General features: G+C 64.5%; 19 protein-coding genes. 4 read left to right on the forward strand and 15 right to left on the reverse strand.

Features of this window, described 5'->3' with window-relative positions; all coding sequences use genetic code 11:
• Window positions 1-29 precede the first annotated feature (29 nt).
• The 9 genes from aroC to aspS form a co-directional block, all read right to left on the reverse strand.
• Window positions 30-1,253 (reverse strand): chorismate synthase, encoded by a 1,224-nt coding sequence (gene aroC, locus CUREI_RS06470; protein WP_038611800.1) that lies wholly within the window; start codon window positions 1,251-1,253, stop codon window positions 30-32.
• 37 nt (window positions 1,254-1,290) lie between these two features.
• A complete protein-coding gene (locus CUREI_RS06475) occupies window positions 1,291-1,716 on the reverse strand; it encodes a prepilin peptidase (RefSeq protein ID WP_051952248.1) in 426 nt (141 codons plus the stop codon).
• Window positions 1,717-1,726: 10 nt separating this feature from the next.
• Window positions 1,727-2,545, reverse strand: coding sequence for a shikimate dehydrogenase (locus CUREI_RS06480; RefSeq protein ID WP_038611803.1), 819 nt, complete (start codon window positions 2,543-2,545; stop codon window positions 1,727-1,729).
• A gap of 2 nt (window positions 2,546-2,547) precedes the next feature.
• Window positions 2,548-3,696 carry an endolytic transglycosylase MltG gene (locus tag CUREI_RS06485; protein ID WP_236627165.1) on the reverse strand — a complete coding sequence of 383 codons (1,149 nt, stop codon included), beginning with the start codon at window positions 3,694-3,696 and terminating at the stop codon, window positions 2,548-2,550.
• A 2-nt stretch (window positions 3,697-3,698) separates the two neighbouring features.
• Complete coding sequence (gene ruvX, locus CUREI_RS06490; RefSeq protein WP_038611806.1) at window positions 3,699-4,187, reverse strand: Holliday junction resolvase RuvX; 489 nt, start codon at window positions 4,185-4,187, stop codon at window positions 3,699-3,701.
• Window positions 4,188-4,315: 128 nt separating this feature from the next.
• Window positions 4,316-6,982, reverse strand: a complete 2,667-nt coding sequence (gene alaS / locus CUREI_RS06495; protein WP_038611810.1) for an alanine--tRNA ligase — start codon at window positions 6,980-6,982, stop codon at window positions 4,316-4,318.
• Window positions 6,983-7,055: 73 nt separating this feature from the next.
• Window positions 7,056-8,417: a replication-associated recombination protein A gene (locus CUREI_RS06500; RefSeq protein ID WP_038611813.1), complete on the reverse strand. Its 1,362-nt coding sequence runs from the start codon at window positions 8,415-8,417 to the stop codon at window positions 7,056-7,058.
• 9 nt (window positions 8,418-8,426) lie between these two features.
• Window positions 8,427-9,686 carry a phosphotransferase family protein gene (locus CUREI_RS06505; protein ID WP_038611816.1) on the reverse strand — a complete coding sequence of 420 codons (1,260 nt, stop codon included), beginning with the start codon at window positions 9,684-9,686 and terminating at the stop codon, window positions 8,427-8,429.
• A gap of 7 nt (window positions 9,687-9,693) precedes the next feature.
• On the reverse strand, window positions 9,694-11,517 hold the full coding sequence (gene aspS / locus CUREI_RS06510) for an aspartate--tRNA ligase (protein ID WP_038614129.1): 1,824 nt from the start codon (window positions 11,515-11,517) through the stop codon (window positions 9,694-9,696).
• 146 nt (window positions 11,518-11,663) lie between these two features.
• On the opposite strand from aspS, the gene ypfJ reads away from it, so the two are divergent.
• The 3 genes from ypfJ to CUREI_RS06525 are packed head-to-tail and all read left to right on the forward strand — an operon-like array spanning window position 11,664 to window position 14,819.
• Window positions 11,664-12,596 carry a KPN_02809 family neutral zinc metallopeptidase gene (ypfJ, locus tag CUREI_RS06515; protein WP_084768220.1) on the forward strand — a complete coding sequence of 311 codons (933 nt, stop codon included), beginning with the start codon at window positions 11,664-11,666 and terminating at the stop codon, window positions 12,594-12,596.
• Between the two features lie 51 nt (window positions 12,597-12,647).
• The gene (locus tag CUREI_RS06520; protein WP_038611819.1) at window positions 12,648-13,370 is read left to right on the forward strand and encodes a CBS domain-containing protein; all 723 of its coding nucleotides are present in this window, start codon (window positions 12,648-12,650) and stop codon (window positions 13,368-13,370) included.
• 54 nt (window positions 13,371-13,424) lie between these two features.
• Window positions 13,425-14,819 carry an L-serine ammonia-lyase gene (locus tag CUREI_RS06525; protein ID WP_038611821.1) on the forward strand — a complete coding sequence of 465 codons (1,395 nt, stop codon included), beginning with the start codon at window positions 13,425-13,427 and terminating at the stop codon, window positions 14,817-14,819.
• A 6-nt stretch (window positions 14,820-14,825) separates the two neighbouring features.
• Here CUREI_RS06525 and hisS read toward each other — a convergent pair whose 3' ends face one another.
• Together hisS and CUREI_RS06535 are read right to left on the reverse strand one after the other, a co-directional pair.
• Window positions 14,826-16,106 (reverse strand): histidine--tRNA ligase, encoded by a 1,281-nt coding sequence (gene hisS / locus CUREI_RS06530; RefSeq protein ID WP_038611824.1) that lies wholly within the window; start codon window positions 16,104-16,106, stop codon window positions 14,826-14,828.
• Between the two features lie 37 nt (window positions 16,107-16,143).
• A complete protein-coding gene (locus CUREI_RS06535; protein WP_201773326.1) occupies window positions 16,144-16,779 on the reverse strand; it encodes an MBL fold metallo-hydrolase in 636 nt (211 codons plus the stop codon).
• A gap of 103 nt (window positions 16,780-16,882) precedes the next feature.
• Here CUREI_RS06535 and CUREI_RS06540 point away from each other — a divergent pair, with 103 nt between their 5' ends.
• Entirely contained in the window at window positions 16,883-17,827 is a 945-nt protein-coding gene (locus CUREI_RS06540) for a peptidylprolyl isomerase (RefSeq protein ID WP_038611829.1), read from the forward strand.
• 71 nt (window positions 17,828-17,898) lie between these two features.
• Here the strand turns inward: CUREI_RS06540 and CUREI_RS06545 are convergent, their stop codons facing one another.
• From CUREI_RS06545 to CUREI_RS06560, 4 genes are all read right to left on the reverse strand, one after another.
• Entirely contained in the window at window positions 17,899-19,947 is a 2,049-nt protein-coding gene (locus tag CUREI_RS06545) for a bifunctional metallophosphatase/5'-nucleotidase (RefSeq protein ID WP_038611831.1), read from the reverse strand.
• Window positions 19,948-20,127: 180 nt separating this feature from the next.
• The gene (locus CUREI_RS06550) at window positions 20,128-22,404 is read right to left on the reverse strand and encodes a RelA/SpoT family protein (protein WP_038611834.1); all 2,277 of its coding nucleotides are present in this window, start codon (window positions 22,402-22,404) and stop codon (window positions 20,128-20,130) included.
• A 48-nt stretch (window positions 22,405-22,452) separates the two neighbouring features.
• Window positions 22,453-23,028 carry an adenine phosphoribosyltransferase gene (locus CUREI_RS06555; RefSeq protein ID WP_038611837.1) on the reverse strand — a complete coding sequence of 192 codons (576 nt, stop codon included), beginning with the start codon at window positions 23,026-23,028 and terminating at the stop codon, window positions 22,453-22,455.
• A gap of 16 nt (window positions 23,029-23,044) precedes the next feature.
• The gene (locus CUREI_RS06560; RefSeq protein ID WP_236627166.1) at window positions 23,045-24,664 is read right to left on the reverse strand and encodes an ABC transporter substrate-binding protein; all 1,620 of its coding nucleotides are present in this window, start codon (window positions 24,662-24,664) and stop codon (window positions 23,045-23,047) included.
• Between the last annotated feature and the right edge of the window lie 4 nt (window positions 24,665-24,668).

Below are 24,668 nucleotides of genomic sequence, written 5' to 3' on the forward strand. Positions count from 1 at the left end.
GTCTGCGGGCGATCCCCCGGTCGGGGTGGTCATTCCTGCTCCTCCTCCTGTGCGAATGCGAGCCGGTCAGCGACGTACGCACGGTACGCCTCAACATTGCGGCGCACTTCCTCCACCGTGTCGCCGCCAAACTTTTCCGAAACTGCCTGCGCGAGTACGAGTGCGACCATCGCTTCAGCAACAACTCCGCCAGCTGGAACCGCGCACACATCCGAGCGCTGGTGAATCCCCGTTGCAGGTTGGCCTGTGGCCATATCCACCGTTTTGAGCGCCCGGGGCACGGTGGAAATGGGCTTCATGGCGGCCCGGACACGCAGTTGCTCGCCGTTGGTCATGCCGCCCTCGAGGCCGCCAGCCCGGTTGGTGGACCGAGAGATGCCGCTCTCACCCCGTACTATCTCGTCGTGCGCCTGGGAACCACGGCGGCGTGCCTCCGCAAATCCGTCACCAACCTCGACGCCCTTGACGGATTGGATGCCCATCAGCGCACCCGCGAGACGCGCATCGAGACGACGCTCGCCCGAGACATGCGAACCAAGGCCAATCGGCAGGCCGTCGACGATCACCTCCACGACGCCGCCCAGCGTGTCGCCGTCCTTCTTCGCCGCCTCGATGCAAGCGACCATGTCCGCTTCCGCTTCCTTGTCGTAGGCACGGACCGGCGATGCGTCGATGGCTTCAATGTCGGTGAAGCTCGGGAGCGGGCCCGAATACGGAGCCGACTCACCGATGGACACCACGTGGGAAAACACTTCCACCCCGAGGGTCTCCCGGAGGAAGCTGCGGGCCACAGTCGCGGCGGCCACGCGCGCTGCAGTCTCGCGTGCAGACGAGCGCTCGAGCACCGGGCGGGCGGAATCGAAGCCGTACTTGAGCATGCCAGCGAAATCGGCATGGCCCGGCCGCGGCCGCGTCAGGGTAGCTCCGCGCCCAGAGGACATGGCCTTCGCCACCTCTGGGTCATCCATGTCCACGGGCTCGGCGGACATAATCGTGGTCCATTTTGGCCATTCTGTGTTGCCGATCTGGATGGCAATAGGGCTGCCTATCGACGTGCCGTGTACGACACCGGCGAGCAGCGTCAGTTCGTCTGCTTCAAACTTCATGCGGGCGCCGCGGCCATAACCAAGGCGGCGCCGCGCTAGCTGGTGTGCAATCTCTTCCTTCCGCACCGGAAGACCTGCCGGGGCGTTTTCCACCATTGCGATGAGGGCTTGGCCGTGCGATTCACCGGCCGTTGTCCAACGAAGCATGGCGATATTCTTGCATAAGCCATCCCCGCCCGGTCCCTCAAACCCCCGAATACATGCCCCAGCACACAACCACCATCCACGCCGCGCACAGCATCGACGGCCCATGAGCAAGCGACCGGCGGCCAGTGCGCAAGGCGGCAACCGCTGTTATGGCGCCGGCTACGCCCATGGCGGCGATTGTGCTTACCAGCCCGCCGGCAGCTGCGCAGGCGACGCCGAGCGAGATTGCCAGCTTCACGTCTCCCCCGCCAATCCCGTCGCCAGATACCAGGTACAGCACCGGCCAGATGAGACCCCAGCACCACGCCGGATGCCAGCCACACGCGACCACAGCAACCAGCGCGGGCGGCACTGTGAGGGGGTCAGGCAGACGCCGCACCCGTATATCGTTCGCGGCGAGCGCGACGGACCATGCCGCACACGCGGCCACGCCAACAGTAATGAACAATCCCCCTGTCCCCATGGCGGAGACGCTAGTGGGTCTGCTCCCAGTGGCGCAAGAGCGCGTTCCGCATTGCGTCCCGGGGTGCCTCCGCGCCGGTGAATTGCTCAAATTGGGCGTAGGACTGTCCCGCGAGCATCGACAAGCCGCCCACCACCGGGTAGCCGTTCGATGCCGCTCGGGTGGCGAGCGGCGTCGGCCACGGGTTATAGATCACATCGAACACGGGCGCGTGCCCGAGCGTCGAGGCGTAGGAAATCAGCGCGTCGGCGGGGACTGTGGAGACTAGAACATCCGCATCCATGCAAACTCCTGCGAGATCGGCTTCGAGAGAGCGGAACCGGACGTCCATGCCGTCCGAGAGCTCGGCGTACTCGCCGGACCGGTCCGAGCGGTTGACGATGGTCACCTGCTCACATCCGATTTCGCGAAGCGCCCACATCACCGCGCGTGCCGTGCCACCGGCTCCCACCAGCACCGCTCGTTGCGGGCCCCTTTCCCCGAGCAATTCACGCAGAGCGACTATGACGCCCTCGCAGTCGGTGTTGTCGGCGCGCCATCCGCCGCCAACGCGCGTCAGCGTGTTGGCCGAGCCGATCTCTCGTGCGCGTTCTGTCACTTCGTCGGCGACCTCGAGCGCGGCGAACTTGCACGGCATGGTTACAGAGAACCCGCAGAACGCGTCGCCCGCCTCCCCCACGACCCGCGGCAACTGATCTGCTTCGCACAACATGCGGGTGTACTCCCAGTCGGCAAGCCCTGCTGCGGCGTAGCCGGCATTATGCAGCACCGGAGATAGCGAGTGCTCAATGGGCGCTCCGAGCACCGCGGCGCGATGAATCATCTCCATCGCTACCGCTGGGAATCCAGCACGCCCGAATCAACCGCACGCTGGGTGTCGTTGAGGTGCTGCTCGAAGGTGTCGTTGAAGATGGTCGTACCGTCCTTGTCCACGGTGACGAAGAAGAGCCAGTTGCCGTCTGCGGGATTCTCCATCGCTTCGATGGCCTCGATAGACGGTGACGCAATCGGCGTCTGCGGCAACCCGTCCATGGCGTAGGTGTTCCACGGCGTCACGCGGGCGCGGTCCTCATTTGTGGTGGCAACTTCCACCGACGGCAACCCGTAATTCACCGTGGAGTCGAACTCCAATCGCATGGGCTCGTCCAACCGGTTGAGAATCACGCGCGCAACCTTGTCGAACTCGCCGGCGGGGGCTTCACGTTCAACCAGCGACGCAGCGGTGAGCAGCTCGTAGGGGGTCAGACCCACGTTCTTGGCGCGGCCGACAATGTCGGTGGAGTCGTACTGCTTGGCAGACCGGGTGATCAGGTCGGTGAGAATCTCCTCAGCGCTGGCGTGCGGGTCGATGATGTACTCACCAGGGGCGATGAGTCCCTCCAGACGCTTCGCGTCGCCCGCGCGCCCGCCCACAGCCTCGCGCGCCCATTCCGGCACACCGAGTGCAGCCGGGTCGGCGTCAGCGGCGGCCTTGTTAAGGTCTTCCAGGTTCACGCAATCCGCCGCCGGCTTCTCGCCGCACGCAGACTGCTGGATCATGGAGAGGATGCCCAAGCGCGTTTGACCACCCAGGATGTTGATGTCCATCAGCGTCGCGCCGCCATAGACCTGAAGCGGCGTGACACGCTGCTGCGGATCCAACAGCGCGTTTACAGCGGACTCAGCGCTCATTTCCCCCTGGAGCCGGTAGAAGCCCGGCTGAATGTTGTCCGCGTTTGGGTTGTTTGCGGCAGCGGTTTGGAAGGCGTTGTCGGACGCGACGATGCCGCGGTCCGCGAGTTCCGGGCCGAGCTCGGACAGGCTCGCGCCGTCCTGAATCTGCACAACCTGCTCCTCGCCGTTTCCGGCGCCTTCGAAATCGGACGCTGAACTCCCGCGGGTGATAGCGATCCACGCGACGAGCCCGATAATCAACAGGAGCGACGCGACCAACACCGCGGTGTTTCGAGTACGCCGCATGGCGGCTTGGCGTGTGGACAAGATTAGTTCTCCTTGAGGTAGTTCTTGCGGCCGTCAAGCCAGGATTGCAGAATCTCCACCGCCGCCGCTTGGTCGATGACGGAGCGCGCATCTTTCTCGCGAACGCCAGAGGCGCGTAAGGACTGGGTAGCAGCGACGGTGGTCAACCGCTCGTCGGCCATTTTCACCGGCACGTCACATCGACGCCGAATGCGGAAGGCAATTTCTTTCGCGTGCTTGACACTGCGCGACCCGTCGCCATTGAGGTTCGCCGGCAACCCGACAACGACCTCGACCGCCTCGTACTCAGCAATGAGCTCGAGAAGGCGCTCAATGTCTTCGCCATCGCGGTCTTTGAACCCGGTGACACGACGCACCGTCTCAACCGGCGTGGCCAGCGTCGCGTCCTTGTCGGAGGACGCCACGCCGATGCGGACGGTGCCCACGTCGATGCCGAGACGGCGACCGGCGCCCGGGTCATCGCGACCCGGGATATCTGGCTGCACCTTCATCCGTGTTTCCTTTCCGCTTCGGACGCGCGACGTACCGCGGCCTTCCTTGACTGACCTCGGTTAAACCTAACTGTTCCCTGTGGGCCCATCCGGTCGCAGCCTCGGCGTGTCACGCCATGCACGAAGGCCTACCCGGCCAGCGACTCCCGCACCGCGCGCAGGGCGTCGTCGATGCCGCCGGCGCGGGAGCCGGTGCCCTGGGCGAGATCGGGCTTGCCGCCGCCCTTGCCGTCGATGTACTGGCCAACGAGTTTCACCAAGTCACCGGCCTTAACGCCTGACGCGACCGCCTGCTGCGTCGCCGCAGCGGCGAGAGAGACTTTGCCGTCGACTTCGGACATCAGCACGATTACCGCGTCCTCCGCCTGCAGCTTGCCCCGCAGGTCGTTCGCAATCGTGCGCAGGTCGCCGGTGGTGATGCCGTTTGGCAGCTGCTTTGCGACGACACGGTGCGCGCCGACCGTCTGAGCCTCGTTGGCCAGGTTTGCGGTGGACGCGAGGAGTTGCTGCCTGTGCAGATTCTCGATTTCCTTCTCCGCGGCCCGCAGACGCTCGGCGAGCTGCGCGATGCGGTCCGGGAGCTGGTCGGTCGGTGCCTTCAGCTCGGCAGCCAGGCCCGATGCGAGCGCGGCCTCCTTGGACAGGAACCTGAAGGAATCCATGCCGGAGTAGGCCTCGATACGGCGGGCGCCGGATCCCACCGAGGACTCGCCCAGCACTGCGACCGGGCCGATCTGGGACGAGTGCGCGACGTGGGTACCGCCGCACAACTCGATCGAAAACGGCCCGCCGATTTCCACCACACGCACCTTGTCGCCGTAGCTTTCACCGAACAGTGCCATCGCTCCCATTTCCTTTGCGCGCTCGAGCGATGTCTCGATCGTGTTGACTTCCAGGTCGGCGTCCACGGCCTGGTTGGTGATGGTGGCGATCTCCTGCAGCTGCGCCTCAGTGAGCTGCTCGGTGTAGTTGAAGTCGAAGCGCAAGTAGCCCGGCTTGTTCAACGAGCCAGCCTGGACCGCCGTCGGGCCCAGCACTTGCCGGATAGCGGCGTGAATCAGGTGGGTTGCCGAGTGCGCTTGGCGCGCGCCGTGGCGCCAAGCGCCGTCCACCTCTGCGGTGACAGTGGAGCCCAGGTCCAGCCCACCGTTTTGCACCGTGGCCTTGTGCAGCCAGAGCTTCTTACCCACGCGCTGGACGTCGTTGACGTTGAGGATGGTGTCGCCCATGACTAGGCGGCCACGGTCCGCCATCTGGCCGCCGGATTCGGCGTACATCGGGGTCACGTCGAGGATCACCTCAACCTCGTCGCCCTGGGAGACCTCACCGACCTTCTCGCCGCCTCGCACCAGACCAATCACCGTGGCGTCGTGGACGAGCTGGTCGTACCCGACGAACTCGGTCGGGTTCGCATCCACCCATTCGCGGTAGAGCGACTCGTCTACGTTGCGGTGCTTTTTCGCCTTGTTGTCGGCCTTCGCCCGCTCACGCTGCTCCTGCATCGCGGCATCGAAAGCCGCCATATCCACATCCAGCCCGGCCTCGCGCGCCATTTCCACCGTCAGGTCAATCGGGAAACCGTAGGTGTCGTGCAGCTCGAATGCCTGGGCGCCCGGGAGAACTTTGGCGCCAGAGGCGGCGACGGCAGAGGCCGCCTCGTCGAAACGCGTCGTGCCCGCCTCAAGCGTCTTGGAGAACGCCTTTTCCTCTGCAATAGCGACGCGGAGGATGCGCTCGCGATTGTCCGCGATCTCCGGGAACGACGGGGTCATGGTGTCCATGATGGTGTTCATGAACGTCTCCATCACGGGGCCGGTCGCACCGAGCAGGCGTGCGGAGCGGATGATGCGGCGCAGCAGCCGACGGAGGATGTAGCCGCGCCCCTCGTTCGACGGGGTGACGCCGTCGAGAATGATCATCATTCCGGTACGGGCGTGGTCGGCGATAACGCGGAAGCGCACGTCATCGTCCTTGTTGCCCGCGTCGTACTTGGAACCGGTGAGGTCTACAGCCGCGTCAATGACCGGTCGCAGCAGGTCAGTTTCGTAGACATTGTCCACGCCCTGCAGCAGGCACGCCACGCGCTCAATGCCCATGCCGGTATCGATGTTCTTCTGCGGCAGTTCCCCGACGATCTCGAAGTTGCCCTTTTTATCGCCCTCGCCACGGACGGATTCCATGAACACGAGGTTCCAAATCTCCATGTAGCGGTTGTCGTCGGCGATCGGGCCGCCGTCTTTGCCGTATTCGGGCCCGCGGTCGTAGTAGATCTCTGAGCACGGCCCGCACGGTCCCGGGATACCCATGGACCAGAAGTTGTCCTCCATGCCCATGCGCTGAATGCGCTCTTCCGGCACGCCCACCTTGTCGCGCCAAATACCTGCGGCTTCGTCGTCATCCAGGTACACGGTGACCCAGAGACGCTCCGGGTCCAACCCAAGCCCGCCGTCGTCCACGGAGCCCGTGAGCAGGTTCCACGCGTGCGTGATCGCGCCCTCTTTGAAGTATTGGCCGAATGAAAAGTTGCCGGCCATTTGAAAGAAGGTGTTGTGGCGGGTGGTGATGCCCACTTCCTCAATATCAAGGGTGCGCACGCACTTTTGAATCGAGGTGGCGGTGCCGTTTGCAAAGTCCGGGGTCTGGTCGCCCAGGAAGTACGGCTTGAACGGCACCATGCCCGCGTTGACGAACAGCAGAGTCGGGTCGTCCAGAATCAGCGAGGCGCTCGGCACCGGGGTGTGCCCAGCCTCGACGAAGTGGTTGGTGAACCGCTCTCGGATTTCATGGGTCTGCACGCGTGGTCGTCCTTTCAGCAGCGCCGTTTTTTATCCGGGCTTACTCTACCCCGCGCCACCGCGGCCGCCGGGTTCACCGTCCGCGGACGAGCGCGCGAAGTCTACCGATGAAGTCGTGGATCCGCCGCTCGGCGCCGTGCTCGGTGGGGCGGTAATACACCGCATCCTCCAAGCCGTCGGGCATGTACTGCTGCTTGACGACGCCCTTCGGGTCATCATGCGGGTAGACGTACCCCACGGCGTTGCCCATCGCCTTCGCACCTTCGTAGTGGCCGTCGCGCAGGTGCGCCGGCACGGGCGGCGCGTTTCCTGCCCGCACGTCGGCGAGCGCGGCGTCGATAGCCTGGATGACCGACGGCGACTTCGGTGCCGTGGCCAAATGGATAGTTGCCTGTGCCAGCGCCAGCCTCCCCTCTGGCATGCCGATGAACTGCACGGCGTTCGCGGCCGCGTTCGCAGTCTGCAGCGCGGTCGGGTCAGCCATGCCGATGTCCTCGGAGGCGTGGATGACTAGCCGGCGCGCGATGAAGCGCGGGTCCTCCCCTGCTTCGATCATCCGCGCCAGGTAATGCAACGCAGCGTCGACATCGGATCCGCGGATGGATTTGATAAAGGCGCTGACGACGTCGTAGTGCTGATCCCCGTCGCGGTCGTAGCGCACCACCGCCCGGTTGACGTTTTCCTTCACCGTGTCGATCGTGATCGTCTCGCCCGGCTGCACGGCCTCCGCGGCGGCTTCCAAGTAGGTCAGCGCCCGGCGGGCATCACCGCCGGCGAGGAGGACGAGTTGTTCGCGTGCAGCTTCGTCAAGCAGAAACGCCCCGTTGAAACCGCGCTCGTCCGCCATCGCCCGGTCAAGCACAGCACGCAGGTCATCTGCGTCCAGCGACTCCAGCTTCAGCAGCAAGGAACGCGACAGCAGTGGCGCGACCACACTGAAACTCGGATTCTCTGTGGTCGCCGCTACCAGCAGGACAGTCCGGTTCTCCACTGCCGCGAGCAACGCATCCTGCTGGGTCTTGGAAAACCGGTGCACCTCGTCGATGAACAGGACCGTTTTTTCACCACGGATAAGGTCGCGCCGCGCGTCGTCGATGACCGCCCTCACTTCTTTCACCCCGGACGAGAGCGCGGAGAGCGCAACGAAGTTTTGCCCCATCGCCGACGCGATGAGCGAGGCGATCGTGGTCTTGCCGGTGCCCGGCGGGCCGTAGAGGATCACCGAGGCCGCACCCGAGCCGTCGATGAGCCTGCGAAGCGGCTTGCCTTCGCTGAGCAGCTGCCGCTGCCCCGCTACCTCGTCCAGCGAGCGCGGACGCATTCGAGCTGCAAGCGGCGCGCTCGCTCCAGCCTCGAAAAAGCTCGTGCCGCGGTTGCCGGTTGCAGCTGGTTGATCCTGCCCGCTTGTCGCCGCGAAAAGCCCTTCTTGCTCCATCGGTGTCCTCTACCGCAGCCGCTCGGCCAACGTCTGCGCGAACTCGTAGATTGTGCGGTACGCAGGGTCTGCGCCTGCGTCTGCAAACGCGGCAAGCGACTCAAACGTTTCGCGCAGATCTCGCCGCACCAACGCCTCATCTGCGGTGAACGGGCCTTGCGAGTGCGGCCGCAGCACGTCGTGCGCGCTATCCGGCCCTGAAACGCCCGCCTCAAGCGCGCCGCCCAGGTCAGGCAAGGGCACGTCGACCCCGGCTGCCACAAAATCTGCCCGGAGCTGCTCGTCGTGCTCCGCCAGCTCCGACAAGCTCAACGGATCCAGTAACGCGACACTGCTCATCGCCCATCCGATCAAGGCGGCCGTGATACGCGCCTGCAGCGTGTCCGGGTGTCGCACGCTTGGCCACACGTCGCGCACCTCGCGCACCCACGCATCCACAAACGCTTCTGTGGCCTGGGCGTTAAACGGCTGCGCAGCGAGAAACGCCGGGAAGCGGGCCACAACGAATGCCACGTCGAACGTCACATCCCTATACCCCGCCCATTCGTAGTCCAAGAAATGGAAGGCACTGTCGGTCTCAACGATGTTGTCTGGGGTGAGATCGAACGGGGTGAACGCGCGCATCCCACCACGCAGCAAGCGGCTTTGCACGTTGGACGCCGCGATGCGCACCTCAGCGGGGATTGCCACGCCAGCACCCTCGAGCACGTTGACGCCGATGCGGATCCGGTGCGACAGCAGGCGGTCGCGGAGCTTTTGCAGGTTGGCGGAGTTCGGCCGTGAACGTGTCATGCGCTGCAACAACACGTTGAAGGCATCTTCCTCGTCCGCTGTGCCGGTGTGCATCATGCCCAGCGCCCTGCCGAGTTTGCGCAGAATGTCGGTGTGCGTGGCTTCATCCGCGGCACGCAGGGCGTCCGCCAGCGTGCGCCCATCGCCCAAGTCGGAAATTATGAGCACGCGCTGGGCTGTGTCGTACCCCAGAAGGACTGGTCCCGGTCGGGCGCTCGGGCTTAGCGACGTCGCAAACTGGTAGGCCACAGTCTCGCGCAAGAACGCAGCGTCCACCAATTCGTCGCCCGACGCCGGCGAGCGTTTCACCACCACCGAGCGGTGCTGGAAGAACGGGTTGTTCACCACCCTGGCGCGGTACACCTCGGCGACACCGGAGCCGTCAAGCCGCTCGACGTCGACAAGCTCCTGCTTCCCGCCATACCGCTTTGTCAAGATGTCGGCGGCGACGCGGATGACCTCCGGCGTATCTGCCATGGGTACCCTACTTCTCGGCGCCCGCAGCCTCGACCTCGTCGCCGGCCGTCTCGGTGGCCTTCTTCGGTTTGAAGTCCACACCGGTCTCCTTGCGCTGCTCTGCCGGGATCGGAGCCGGCGCATCCGTCAGCGGGTCGACGCCTCCGCCCGACTTCGGGAATGCGATGACGTCGCGAATCGACTCGAAACCGCCCAGCAGCGAGACGATACGGTCCCAGCCGAACGCAATGCCGCCGTGTGGCGGGGCGCCGTACTGGAACGCGTCCAGCAGGAAGCCGAATTTCTCGTCCGCCTCCTCGTCGGTGATACCCATCACCTCAAAGACGCGCTTCTGTACGTCGTGCTGGTGGATACGGATGGAACCGCCGCCGATCTCGTTGCCGTTGCACACGATGTCGTATGCGTACGCCAGCGCCTCGCCCGGGTTCTGCTCGAAGTTGTCCAGGAACTCGGGCTTCGGCGAGGTGAATGCGTGGTGCACTGCGGTCCACTTGGAGTGCCCAAGCGCGACATCGCCGGACGCCGTGGCGTCTGCTGCCGGCTCGAACAGCGGTGCGTCCACAACCCAGGTAAACGCCCAATCACCTTCCTTGATCAGGTCGAGCTTGCGGGCGATTTCGCCTCGCGCGGCGCCGAGCAGTGCGCGCGACGCCTTGGTCTCGCCTGCTGCGAAGAAGATGCAGTCGCCCGGCTTGGCGCCAACGTGCTCGGCGATGCCGGCCTTTTCCTCGTCGGTGATGTTCTTAGCCACGGGGCCGGTCAGCTCGCCGTCCTCCTGCACAAGGATGTAGGCAAGGCCCTTTGCACCGCGCTGCTTCGCCCACTCTTGCCAGGCGTCAAGTTGGCGGCGTGGCTGCGATGCGCCGCCATCCATCACAACCGCGCCGACATACTCTGCCTTGAACACGCGGAACGTGGTGTCCTTGAAGAAGTCGGTGCACTCCACCAGCGGGATGTCAAAGCGCAGATCGGGCTTGTCCGAACCGTACTTCTCCATCGCTTCCTTATAGGTCATGCGCGGAATCGGCGTCTCAATTTCGTAGCCGATGAGCTTCCACAGCTCAACCAGGATTTCCTCCGCCAGCGCGATGACGTCGTCCTGGTCCACAAAGCTGGCTTCCACGTCAAGCTGGGTGAACTCGGGCTGACGGTCCGCTCTGAAGTCCTCGTCGCGGTAGCAGCGAGCGAGCTGGTAGTAGCGCTCCATGCCCGCCACCATGAGCAGCTGCTTGAACAGCTGCGGAGACTGCGGTAGCGCGTACCACGAACCTGGCTTCAAGCGCGCCGGTACGAGGAAGTCGCGCGCACCCTCGGGGGTGGAGCGCGTCAGCGTCGGGGTCTCAATTTCAGTGAAGTCGTGGCTGTCCAGCACGCGCCGCGCCGCCTGGTTTGCCTTCGCGCGCAAGCGCATCGCCTTCGCCTGCCGCTCCCGGCGCAGATCCAGGTAGCGGTAACGCAGTCGGGCTTCCTCGCCCACCTCGTTGGAGGACGCATCCTCAATCTGGAACGGCAACGCGGCCGCCTTGTTCAACACAACTAGATCGGTCACGTTGACCTCGATCTCACCGGATGCAAGGTTCGGGTTGGCGGAACCCTCCGGGCGCGGCTCCACAGTGCCGGTCACCTGAATGACGTACTCGCTGCGCAGGTCGTGTGCGGCCTCAGCCACCTCGGACTCACGGAAGACCACCTGGGCAAGACCGGAGCGGTCACGCAGGTCGATAAAGATGACGCCGCCGTGGTCGCGCCGACGGGCGACCCAGCCGGTGAGCGTCACTGTCTGGCCGTCGAGTTCTTTATTCAGGTTCCCCGCAAGGTGAGTGCGCAGCACGGTTTCCACGTCCTTCCACGTGATGGCAAAACTAACCTGGCAAATCTTACCTGCCGTGCCGAAATAGCGCGCCCGCCCCCTCTCACTGCGGGAGCCGCGCTGGGTCTACCCCGCGCGTGCACGCGTGATTTGGCACAATTCTGTGCATGACTTTCAGAGGCGATTACGCACAAGGCCAGGGTGGCAACGTCAGCACAAGCTCGGGCTCTGGCCAAGGCGGCGGTGGCGGCCTGCCATCGGGCGCCATGATGCTACTGCCGCTGCTACTCCGCGGTGGCGGTGGCGGTGCTGTGATTGTGGTGCTGCTGGCGTTGCTGTACTTCAGCGGCGCGTTCAACGGGATGCTCGGTGGCGGAGACAGCTCCCAGACCCAGTCGCAGTCCCAGGGCAACTACACGTTGGAACACTGCCAGGAACCGGGTTCCTCGAACAAGTATGACGACTGCCGCGCAGCAGCAACGTGGGGTTCCCTGAACACCATCTGGGAGCAGGTCTTGCCGGCACAGTCCGACACCCAGTTCACCGAGCCGAACATGACCATCTTCAAAAACGACGTGAACACCGGATGCGGCTTTGCAAGCGCCGACACCGGCCCGTTCTACTGCCCGCGCGACACCACCGCGTACCTCGACGTGAGCTTCTTCGACGATCTCGGCCGGCTCGGCGGCTCCAACGGCCCGCTGGCGCAGGAGTACGCCACCGCGCACGAGTACGGCCACCACATCCAGAACCTGGAGGGCACGCTCGGATTGAGCGACTATAAGAACCCGGGCCAGGATTCCGCTGCTGTTGCTCTGGAGCTGCAGGCGGACTGCTACGCGGGTATCTGGGCGCACCACGCCTCCCGGGGCGAGAACGCGTCGCTTGAGCCCATTTCTGACGAGCAGCTGCAGCAGGCACTGCAAACGGCGCAGTCCATCGGCGACGACAACATTCAGCGCCGTTCCGGCGGCCAGGTCGACCCGGATGCGTGGACCCACGGCTCGTCCGAGCAGCGCATGGAGGCGTTTAAGTCCGGGTACGAATCCGGCGCAATGTCCGCGTGCGACACCCTCAACCGCGGCGTGTACAGGAGCTAGCCCTGCACTTTCGCCCTTCTGCTGCAACGGCACGCCGCTACAGTGGCCGGCATGAGCAATGCCGAGACCAACCGCGCCGTGCCGTTTCTTGCTGCGTTTAACGCAATAGAACGGTTTCTCCGGGATGCGCTGGGGGCGAAAAAGTCAGACTCGTTTTCATGGCTGTCCCGGTTGGCGGCGAGGCAGGGAGTACTGACGTTGCAGCAGTCCGAGACGCTGCAGGAGTTTGCGGAGCTCCGTAACGCGATTAGCCACGGCGAGTACGAGGACCTACGGCCAATTGCGGAGCCGCTGCCGGAGACGGTTGCGCAGATCGAGCGGTTGCGCGACACGCTGCTGGCCCCCACGGCGGCGCTCGCGGTCGTTGAGCACCAGCAGGTGGTCAGCTTCTCCCCCGACGACGACATGCGAGAGCCACTTAGCATCGTCGCCTCGAAGGGGCTTGCGCAATTTCCCATCTACGACGGTGGCGAGTGCGTCGGGCTTCTCACCACGAACGCCATCGCGCGCTGGGTCGCGGCCGAGCTACGCGCAGACGGCACCATTTCCACCGGGACTGTCGCGGACGTGCTCGCCCACAGCGGCAAGCTGGATCAGCCGATTTTCCTCCCGCGCACCGTGACAGCCGCCGCTGCCGTCGAGGCGCTGAGCACCCCGCTACCGTCGGGCGCGGTACCCCGTCTCGCGATCATCACGGAGCACGGCAAATCCACGCAAAAGCCCATCTCGGTGCTCGGAGCCACCGACATCCCTGCTCTCACGCAAGCGATGTGAGCCTGCACTTTGCGACGGGCTCTGCGGAGACCTCAGTCCGGTATCATCCCCGGCATGTCAGCAAACTTTGTCAGCGTCGTCGACCTGTTCAGCATCGGCATCGGCCCCTCATCGTCCCACACCGTCGGGCCGATGCGCGCGTCTATCGCCCTCATCGACAAGCTTGATACCTACCCAGCGAAGGTGACTGTCGAGCTGCGGGGTTCCCTGGCTGCTACCGGTGTCGGGCACGGCACCGACCGCGCCGCGCTGCTCGGCCTGGTCGGCTACACCCCCACCACCACGTCCGCGGACATTGCGCCAAAGCCTGGTGAGCCCATCCCGGCTACCGGCACCATCTCCGGCCCCGCTGGAACCGTGGAGTACGAGCTGAGGTTCGATCCGGCGCCGGTGGCGGCGCACCCCAACTGCATCATCTTCGACGCATGGGATGAAAACGGCGGTGTCTTGGCCGAGCGGGAGGACTTCTACTCCGTCGGCGGCGGCTTCATCTTGGACCGCTGGGAGATGGAGGAACACCGAGACGAATCCGGCGTCGCCTCCGCCCGCGAGATCGCATCCGTGCCCTATCCCTTTGACACCGCGGCTGAGCTGGTGCAGCGTTGCGCGGAAACCGGCATGAGCATCGCGGAGATCATGCGGGAAAACGAAGAGTCGATCCACGGCAGCGACAAGCTCAACGCGCACCTCGACGCCGTATGGAACGTGATGCAGGAGTGTGTCGCCCACGGCATGAAGACGGAGGGGGTGCTGCCCGGCGGCTTGAACGTCAGGCGCCGGGCAAACCGCCTGCACCGTCTCCTCACCGCCGAATACGAAGCCTCCACCGCCCGCGGCCTAGACGCGATGGAATGGGTGAACCTGTACGCGCTCGCGGTCAACGAGGAAAACGCCGCTCACGGGCAAGTCGTCACGGCGCCGACCAACGGTGCCGCCGGCATCATCCCCTCGGTTATGCACTACTGCCGCGACTTCACCGATGACTTCACGGTAGAACGGGCCCGCGAGTTCCTCCTCACTGCCGGAGCGATCGGCTCGATCATCAAGACCAATGCGTCGATCTCCGGCGCCGAGGTGGGCTGCCAGGGCGAGGTCGGGTCCGCGTCATCCATGGCGGCTGCGGGCATGTGCGCCGTGCTCAACGGCACACCCCAGCAGGTGGAGAACGCCGCCGAGATCGCGCTCGAACACAATCTGGGCCTGACCTGCGACCCTGTCGGCGGCCTTGTCCAGGTTCCCTGTATCGAGCGCAATGCCATCGGCGGGGTTAAGGCGATTAACGCAGCCCGCCTGGCCAAGCTCGGCGACGGCACCAATATCGTCACGCTCGACGACGTTGTGGAGACAATGGCCGCAACCGGCCGCGACATGATGACGCAGTACAAGGAGACCTCCATGGGCGGTCTCGCCGTGCAGCTCGGTCTCCCGGTGAACATCACCGAATGCTGATTGCGCCTAGCGCACCGCCCGGATAACCGCCTCAGCGTCGAGTGCTACCGATTCCTGCGCGTGATCGGCGAGGTTCTTCACCGCAACCTCCCCGGCCTCCAGCTCCCGCTCCCCTAGCACCAGGGCGAATTTCGCCCCGGCGCGGTCGGCACCCTTCATCGAGCCCTTCAGGCCGCGCTGCCCGTAGGACATGTCGGCCGAGACGCCTGCGGCGCGGAGCTCGTCGATAAGCTTGCTCATTGTCGTCCTCGCTTCGTCGCCGATGGCGATGCCGAACACGTCGACGCGGCGGTCGGCGCCCTCCAGCTCAACGCCTTCGGCTTCGAGGGCGAGCACCGCGCGGTCCACGCCGAGACCGTAACCGATGCCGGACAGGTCAGGTCCACCAATCTGAGCCATCAGACCGTCGTAGCGGCCGCCCCCGCCGATGCCGGACTGCGCGCCGAGGCCATCGTGGACGAACTCGAAGGTGGTCTTGGTGTAGTAATCCAGCCCACGCACCATGCGCGGATTGATCTCGTACGGTACGCCGAAGCTGTCAAGCGCCGAGGTCACGGCCTCGAAGTGCGCGCGGCACTCGTCGCAAAGGTAGTCCAGCATGAGCGGTGCATCGGCGGTCATCGCTTTGACTTCCTCGCGCTTGTCGTCCAGCACGCGCAGTGGGTTGATCTCCGCGCGTTGACGGGTTTCCTCGTCGAGCGGCAGGTCGAACAGGAACTGCTGCAACTTCTCGCGGTACGCCGGGCGGCAGTGCTTGTCGCCCAAGCTAGTCAGCTCGAGACGGAAACCGGTGAGCCCGGTAGCGCGGTAACTACGGTCGGCCAGCGCAATGACCTCCGCATCAAGCAACGGGTCATCCATGCCGATTGCCTCCACGCCCACTTGCTGGAGTTGGCGGTAGCGTCCGGCCTGCGGGCGCTCGTAGCGGAAGAACGGGCCGTAGTAGTTCAGCTTTACCGGAAGATAGCCGCGGTCCATGTTGTGCTCGATAAACGCGCGCATCACGCCCGCGGTGCCCTCTGGGCGTAGGGTGACAGAACGACCGCCGCGGTCCTCGAAGGTGTACATCTCTTTGCTCACCACGTCCGTGGACTCGCCGACGCCGCGGGCGAACAACGCAGTGTCCTCGAAGACGGGCAGCTCGATGTGCTGGTAACCGGCAACCCGGGCTTGGCGCGCGAACTCGTCGCGGACGCGGATAAACGCCGCGGATTCCGGCGGCACGTAGTCCGGCACACCCTTCGGGGCGGAAAGCTCTTGAAAGTGGTCGTTCTGGTTCTCGCTCACAGGGGGCAAGTCTAGTGCAGCGCTACCGCCTCCCGCGTTAGCGTCCTGCGTTGGCTTTGCGCAGGAAAGGGTTGGTGGCGCGCTCGTGCGCTACCGTTGTCGCCGAGCCGTGGCCGGGCAAAACCTGCAGCTCGTCAGCGAGCTCCCACACCGGCCCACGGAGGCTTTCGTGCATCTGCGCCGGGTCCGAATCCGGCAGGTCCGTGCGTCCGATCGACCCGCGGAATAGCACGTCGCCAGAAAACACTACTCCGTCGCCGACCAGCATTACGCAGCCAGGCGAGTGACCCGGCGCGTGCACCACCCGCAGCTGCAGACCCGCCACCGTCAGCACCTGCCCGTCCGCTAACGGTGTTGGGTTGTCGATGGGTTGCATGCCGGAGGCGTCGTGAAGCTCGCGCGCCTGCTCGCTGACGCCGTCGCCGCGCAACAGCATGAACGCGTCCGCGGGGTGCACAAACGTCTCCACGCCGAAGGCGGCCGCATCGCGGATGTGGTCGATGTGGCCGTGGGTGAGCACCACGGCTTCCACCGTGAAACCTTTTTCGTCGGCAAGCCGCGTCACAACATCGTGGGCGCCCAGGCCCGGGTCGATCACCATCGCGCGATCACCGTTAGCAACCACATAGCAATTAGTCTGAAACGGTCCAGCGGCGAAACCGGTGATTCTCATGCCGGCCACTATATCCCGCCTGCTAGGCTGACTAGCCGTTCATGGGCGGTCGCGTATCGACGGTAGCTCCGCCCACCCCAACGACACGGCGAGGTGAAGCCCAGTGGCATCGAACGAGCAGCGCGGCAAGGAAGCGTTGTCCAACCTGGAGCGCGAACTGGAGTCGCGCGACCGGAAAGAGAAGGCCCGCCCCTGGTCTGTCGCGGCCATCTCTGCGGCCGTCATCGCCCTCATTGGCGGCGGCCTCTACTTCGCCGCCACCAACAACAGCGACGACGACATGGCCGCGTCGGAAACCACCACCGAGTCGGAGGCGGCTGAAGAGGACGCATTCGATGCCTCCCAGTACGAGCCGATTGCCACGCAGCGCGCGCAGGCCCTGCCGGCAACCGTGAACTGCACCTACAACGAGGACGGGGACGGTGGCGCGGGAATGCCTCCCACCGACAACGTCTCCGCCGAGGGCACTGTCACGGTGGAGCTGGAGACGAACCAGGGCCCGATCGGTATGGAGCTGGACCGCGCCGCCTCACCGTGCACGGTCAACGCCATTGAATACCTGGCTCAGGAGGGCTTTTACAACGACACGGTGTGCCACCGCCTGACCACCGGTGACGGCCTGAAGGTGCTGCAGTGCGGTGACCCGGACGGCACCGGCGCTGGCGGCCCGGGCTTCCAGTTCGCCAACGAGCTGCCTACTGACCAGGCGCTCGACACCGTCGACCTGTCCGAGGCCGGTGTGCCCGAGGGCGCCTCCGAGGAAGAACTGCGGCAGACCAAGGCGATGATGCTGCAGCAGACCGGCCAGCCGCAGCGCTACGACCGCGGCACTATCGCGATGGCGAACGCGGGGCTGGACACCAACGGCTCCCAGTTCTTCCTCAACTACGGCGATTCCGTGTTGCCTCCCCTCTACACCTACTTCGGCCAGATCGACGACGAGGGCCTTGCCACCTTGGACGCGATCGCTGAGGCCGGCGTTGAAGGCGGCGCGCAGGATGGGGCTCCGGCAGAGGAAGTCCGTATTGAGAAAGCAACGGTGAAGTAGCCCGCCGGCGAGCTCGCACAACCGCGCCGCCGCTTCCAGGGGAGGAAGCGGCGGCGTTGTTATTGATCCGTCTACCTAGGGCTAATGCGTGCGATCGGGCCGAGGACCGCGTCGATCTCGAACGCGAACACGAGCGGGAGGATGAGTGCCAGAACGGCCGCGATCACACCGAGGATGATGCCGAGGCGTGCATCGGTGGCCTTTCCTGTAGGCGAACCGGTCTCGCCCTCACCGTCGACGGTCACCGGCAGCGACACGTTGGTACCCGCGTCGGTGGTGATATTCAGGGTCTGCTCGCCAGAGACACTAGCCGGGATATCCAGCTCGACCGTCGCGCGGCCCTGCTCGCCGAGGCCCTTGTCGGCGTCGGTCACTTCGTTGTCTACTTTCGCCGTAGCCTCGGTCTCGCCCAGCTTGGCGGTGACGGTAGTGGCCTTCGGCTCGCCCTCGGAGGAGTAACTCAGGGAGGTCAGCGTAATGGTGTTCTTCTGGCCGGCCTTCAGTCCACCCTCCGGGAGCACCACGCCGACGTCCTTCTGACCGGCGCGGACTTTGGCTTCACCGGATTGCAAATAGTCCACGAAGGCCTGGAGGTCGTTGTAGCCGACGTCGTTGCGGTCACGGACCTCGTCTTTATTGATCAGGGCGTCGCCGCCGTCGAGCAGGAAGGTCGACGCCGCGACGGTGTAGTCCTTATCCGGGTCCACAGACTCGCCGTTGATCTTGATGTCGAGGATACGGTTGCCACGCTCTGCATTCGGATTGTAGGTGTACGACACGTTGTCGGACAGGCCCATGTCCAGGCGCGGGCGGCCGGACTTCTCCGCGGCCTCCTCGGTCCGCCACTGGTTCTCCAGGGCTTCCTTAATCGCGGCACCGGAGAGGGTCGCAACGGCGATATTGTTACCGAACGGCTGGACTGCTGCCGCTTGTTCGTAGGTCACCTCGCCCTGTGCAAGATCATCGCGGACACCGCCAGCGTTCATGACGCCGAAATCGATCTCGGTGTCAAGGAAGTCGGAAAGTGCGGCGACGGCGGACTGGGCCAGCATGTTGTTCGCGGTGGACTCGGTGCCACGGTTTGACCCCGGCGTGCCGCCGGGGTTAGAGCCCCGCTTGAAGTCCGCATCGATGGTGGCCACGACTTTCTGGCCTAGTTCTGTGGCCTTTTCGTCGGCCTCCGCGACAATCGCCTCAACCTCCGGATCCGGGGTGATGCCGAGCGTTTGGAGCTGGGAGGCGTCGATCTGCTGGCCCGCAACCTTCACGAGCTTCTTCTCAGCCTTGTCATAAGTGAAGGTAATGTCCGTGACAACCTTGCCGTACTCGTGGGACTGCGCGTAGGGCACGGTGCCGTCAGGGGTGAGCTCAAGACGCCTGATGTGGTCGTCGCCGCCGAAGGCAAAGTCCACGTATTCCGGATTGAGCTTCGCCGCGCTTGTGTCCGCCGGGTCGTGGATGAGCGCGATGACCAAGTCGGCCTCGCCGTTTTCCTTGAGCTTCTTCGCCTCAATGTTGACCTGCTCGGCAGAGTCGGTGAACTCCACGCCTGCAACGTTGGCCGGGCTGGACTTTTGCGGGGTCAGGTTGGAGGTGGTGCCGACGAGGGCGACCTTCACACCTTCCTTTTCCACAATGGTGTAGGGCTTCACTGGCTGCTCGCCCTCCACAAAAATGTTCGCCCCAAGCTGCACGCCGTTTGTGCCCGGAACGATGCGGTCAATGAGGTCCTTGTAACCCTTGTCGAACTCGTGGTTGCCCACGGCGGAACCGTCGGTGCCCATGGCATTCAGGAAGTCCATCGTGTACTTGTCGTCGGAGATGAATGAGATGAAGGCGGAGCCGCCCTGGTTGTCCCCGGAGGATGTGACAATCGTGTTCGGGTTCTGCTGACGCAGGTAGTTCATGATGCCCGCGACGTTGGCCGCGCCCATCTCATCGCCCGCCTTCGGGGTGGTCGACAGGTTCGCCTTCAGCCGGCCGTGGAAGTCGGTGATGTTGGCGACGTCGATCGTGACCTGGTCGGCCTCGGCTGCGGCGGCGAACGGGGTTGCGGTGAGCACCACTGCGGTCGTGGTGGTTGCGGCGATCAGGGCGCCGGCGCGGCGGAAGTGGAACACGGGAACTCCTTTGGCTTCGTGCGGATGTCCCTCACTTGTAGCCTGCGTACCCCGTTTTCGCAGCGTGAAACGAGTCCGCTGCTATAGTTCTGCTGGGCAAATAACCCCGCGTCCATCAAACTTTCACCCTCCGTTCATCTGCGCCGCCGCGAGGTTGAAGGTGGGTGGCTCAGACCGCCGCTAGGCCGTAACGCGGTAAACGTCGAAGACGCCCTCAATGTTGCGGATCTGGTTCATGATCGAACCCAGCTGTTTGATGTCAGAGACCTCGATGGTTAACCGGATGGTCGCAATGCGATCCTGACCCGCCTGCGAGGACATCGCCAGGATCGGGAGTTTCGCCTCGGAGAGCACACCGGTAGTTTCCGTGAGCAGGCCGTTTCGGTCCAGTGCCTCGAGCTGGATCGTCGCGCGCGACGCGCTTCTGGACGATCGCTGGTTCGCCCACCCCACGTCCACCAAACGCTCCGGTTCCTCATTGAGCTTGGACGCATTTGTGCAGTCGGCGCGGTGGACAGAGACTCCCCCGCCGCGTGTGACAAAGCCGAAGATCGCGTCGCCAGGCACCGGCTGACAGCACTTCGCCAGCTTGGCCATGACATCGGGGCTGCCTTCTACCAAGATGGCGGGCCCGTCTCCGCTCGTCTGCGGTCGCACAAGGGCGGACATCGGAGTGCGGGCAGTCAGCGCGTCGACAGCGTCGTCGTCGCCGCCGAACATGTCCATGAGCAAGTGCGCCACATGCTGCGTGGAAACGTTGCCGGCGCCGATGGCGGTGTAAAGCGCGTCCACATCCTGGTAGTGCAACCGGGTCGCCACCTGGCGCATGGAGTCATTTGTGAACAACCGGTGCATCGGCAGCCCGCCCCGCTGCACCTCAGCGGCGAGCGCGTCGCGGCCAGCTTCGAGCTGCTCCTCGCGGCGTTCTTTGGCAAACCACTGGCGGATCTTCGCCTTCGCACGGGGCGAGACCACGAAGTCCTGCCAGTCACGCGACGGGCCGGCGCTCTGGTCCTTCGATGTGAAGATCTCCACCCGGTCGCCATTTTGTAGCTCGGTTTCCAGGGTGACCAGTTTGCCGTTCACCTTGGCCCCGATGCAGCGGTGGCCCACCTCGGTGTGCACGGCGTACGCGAAATCCACTGGCGTCGAACCCGCAGGCAAATCCACCACATCGCCCTTGGGCGTGAAGGCGAAAATTTGCTGGCTGGTCAGGTCGTAGCGCAGTGAGTCCAAGAACTCGTTCGGGTCCGCGGCCTCCTTTTGCCAGTCCAGCAGCTGGCGCATCCACGCCATCTGGTCCACCTCGGCCTGGTCCCCTTTGTGGGAGCCCTTTGTCTCCTTGTACCGCCAGTGGGCCGCTACGCCGAACTCAGCGTTGTAGTGCATTTCGTGGGTGCGCACCTGCACCTCGAGGGGTCGGCCTGTCGAGGTCATCACGGTGGTGTGCAGTGATTGGTACACACCGAAGCGGGGATTTGAGATGTAGTCCTTAAAGCGGCCCGGCATGACCGAGTAGAGAGAGTGCACCACGCCGATCGCGGCGTAGCAGTCGTTGACCGTGTCCACTAGAACACGAATGCCGACGAGGTCGAAAATCTCGTTGAAGTCGTGGCCGCGCACCGCCATCTTTTGGTAGATGGACCAGTAGTGCTTAGGCCGGCCCATCACCTCCGCCTCAATGCCATTTGCGGAAAGTTCGCGCTGCAGCACATCGGTGATCTCACGCAGGGCGCGGTCTCTCGAGGGCGCGTGGTCGGCCACCATGCGGACGATCTCTTCGTATTTTTTCGGCTGCAGGATGGCAAACGCTAAGTCTTCCAGCTCCCACTTCACGCTCGCCATACCGAGGCGGTGCGCCAGCGGGGCGATCACGTCGAGGGTCTCCTGCGCCTTCTTCGCCTGCTTTTCCGGCGGGAGGAAGCGCATCGTGCGCATGTTGTGCAGGCGGTCCGCGACCTTAATCACCAGCACTCGCGGATCCTCCGCCATCGCCACGATCATTTTGCGGATCGTTTCGGCCTCCGCCGCCGCGCCGAGCGCAACCTTGTCCAGCTTGGTCACGCCGTTGACCAGCTTGGCCACTTCAGGGCCAAAGTCGCGGGTGAGGTCATCGAGCGAATAGTCGGTGTCCTCCACCGTGTCGTGCAGCAACGCCGCCACCAACGTCGTGGTGTCCATGCCGATTTCGGCGCAGATCGTGGCCACGGCAAGTGGGTGGGTGATGTACGGGTCGCCCGATTTACGCAGCACACCTTCGTGCAAGCGCTCCGCGGTAAGGTACGCGCGGTCAAGGAGCTCCGCGTCCGCCTTGGGGTGAAACTCCCGGTGCAGTGACAAGAGTGGGTCGAGCACCGGGTTGATCCTGGAGCGGCCGTTGCCGGTCAGCGAACGTGCCAGACGGGCTGACATGCTGCGCACCGAGGGGCCCGTTTTCTTCACCGGCTTGTCGGTCATTTCAAGGCTCCGATCACAGGGACTACTCCAACGGATAGAGCAGTAATTCTACGCTGCGTCCGGGTGTTCTTCGGTCAGTACAACTAGCGGAGCATCCCCAAGCTTTTCGCGTCCCCCCAGGCCTTCCACCTCAAGGACAACCACGTATCCAGCAACGCTGCCGCCGGCGCGTTCGATGAGGTTGCGCGCCGCGACGAGGGTGCCGCCGGTGGCCAGCACATCGTCGACGAGCACGACGCGCTTACCGGTCACGTCCACGCCGTCCGCCGGAATCTCCAACGCAGCCGTGCTGTATTCGGTGGTGTATTCCTGCGTAATCACCGGCGGCGGCAGCTTGCCCTTCTTCCGGATGGCGAGGATGCCCATACCCAGCTCGTACGCTACGGCCGAACCAAGCAGGAAACCGCGTGCGTCAAGGCCGCCGACGACATCCGCGCCGAGTTTGCGGCTGGCTGTAGCCATCTCAGCGATGACGATGTTTAACGCCGCAGGGTCCGCCAGCACGGGCGTGAGGTCTTCAAAGAGCACGCCCTCCTCGGGGAAATCGGGGACCTTGCGAATTTTGTCATTCAGCGCGGCGCGGGCGGTGGCATAACGGTTGCCGTCGATAGGTGTGGGGGCCATGAGCTGCGTTCTCCTGTTATTTCTCGGCCGAAATGTCCGTGGAAAGTTGCCACCGGTCCATGTTCCAGCCAATGCCGGCGAGACCTGTGTACGGCACCACGTTACGCACTGCGCCGTCCACAGCGAATGTTCGGGGCTGGGCTGCGAGAGGAATGGAGGGCAACTCCTCCCACAAATACCCTTCTTGGGCGCGCAGAGCAGCAAGGTCTTGGGCCCGGTTGTTTGCCGCGGGGTACTCGCGCATCGGGTCTTCAGCGTGCAGGATCGCGTCCGCTGCGCCCTCTGTCCACGTTTCGTTGCCCCACTCGTCGTACTCCGCGCGCGGAAGGTCCGCGAGCGTCTTACCGCCCTCGGTGACGTCGATGACGCTGATGCCCGCCGGTTCACAGCTGCGACGGATCGAGTCGACCATCGCCGCAAACCGGGCGCTCGGGTACGGGTAGCCGATGCGTATTTCGGACCCCGAAAGCGCCGATGCCGCGTCTATGTCCACGTCGAGGTGCGACTCCACTACGCTGGCCACGCGCTCCGCCAGCGGGTCCGAGTGCTGCAGCACGTGCAGCGGCGCGACGGGCACGTCTACTCCAGCGTGGTCGCTGGATGCCTTCGCGACGGCTCGTGGGTCCACACACTTGGCAAAAGCTTGCCGGTTCTCTGGAACCGCCCACATGCCCACCTCGGGGAAGGTCAGCGCCTCTGTCAGCTCGCCTACCTGGGTGTCTACATCCAACCGGTTGCCTTCGGCGTTGACATCGTGCCAGGCCGGGTCCGGCTCACGTAGGTCGCCGATTCGCAGTGCTTCCGCCTCAGCGAGCTCGGCGGAGTCGGCTCTGCCGGGCCACACCACCATTTCCCCCGTCTGCGGGGCGACGCCGTAGTAATACTCGTTCGCCACAAGGGTCACTTCCCCGCTCTCCCCGACCTCGGAGATCTGGAAGGGGCCGAAAGACACTTGCAGGTCAGGGTCGAAGTGCTCCAGGCTAAACCCGTTTTTCCACACTTCAGCGATCGGTGAAAGGCGCGAGAAATCGTCGGAAAGCAGATCGGCGTCGAGGTCGTCGACGCTCTTGCCTAGCTTGTTGGCAACTGCATGCGCGGGCAGCACAGTGCCCGCCTCAAACAATCTACGCCAACGCGCGCCGCGATTTTCCTTGAACGTCAGGGTGAATTCCTTCGAACCCGTCGTGCACGACAGGTCCTCGGTGTCGTCGAACAGCGGCATGCGGGAGCCAAACAAGCCCGGGTACTGCCCTGCTGTGAACGTAAGCAGGTAGTCCGAACAGGTCACCGGCGTGCCGTCAGAGAAAACTGCGCTGTCGGACAAGGTGTACACAACCTTGCGCTGGTCTCCCGGGAGTACACGGGTGGTCACTAAATCCGTGTTCGGGATCATCTGACCACTCGGGCCCGGAACATACACGCCCGGGTACAGGCGAACCGACAGCTGCTGGGAGAGATCGCTTGCCCCTTCCAGGGTGCCGGCGTTCGTCGTCCGCAGTTCACTGAGCACTTGATACCCGAACAGCTTCTTTGCCTGCTCGCCTTCGTCGTCCTGGCTCCCGCACGCAACTAGCGCTGCCGAGCCCACCACCACTGCGGCGGCCGCAGCTATAGCTCGCTTCACTCGTCCAATCAAGGTT

The sequence above is a fragment of the Corynebacterium ureicelerivorans genome (assembly GCF_000747315.1).
Taxonomy (GTDB): domain Bacteria; phylum Actinomycetota; class Actinomycetes; order Mycobacteriales; family Mycobacteriaceae; genus Corynebacterium; species Corynebacterium mucifaciens.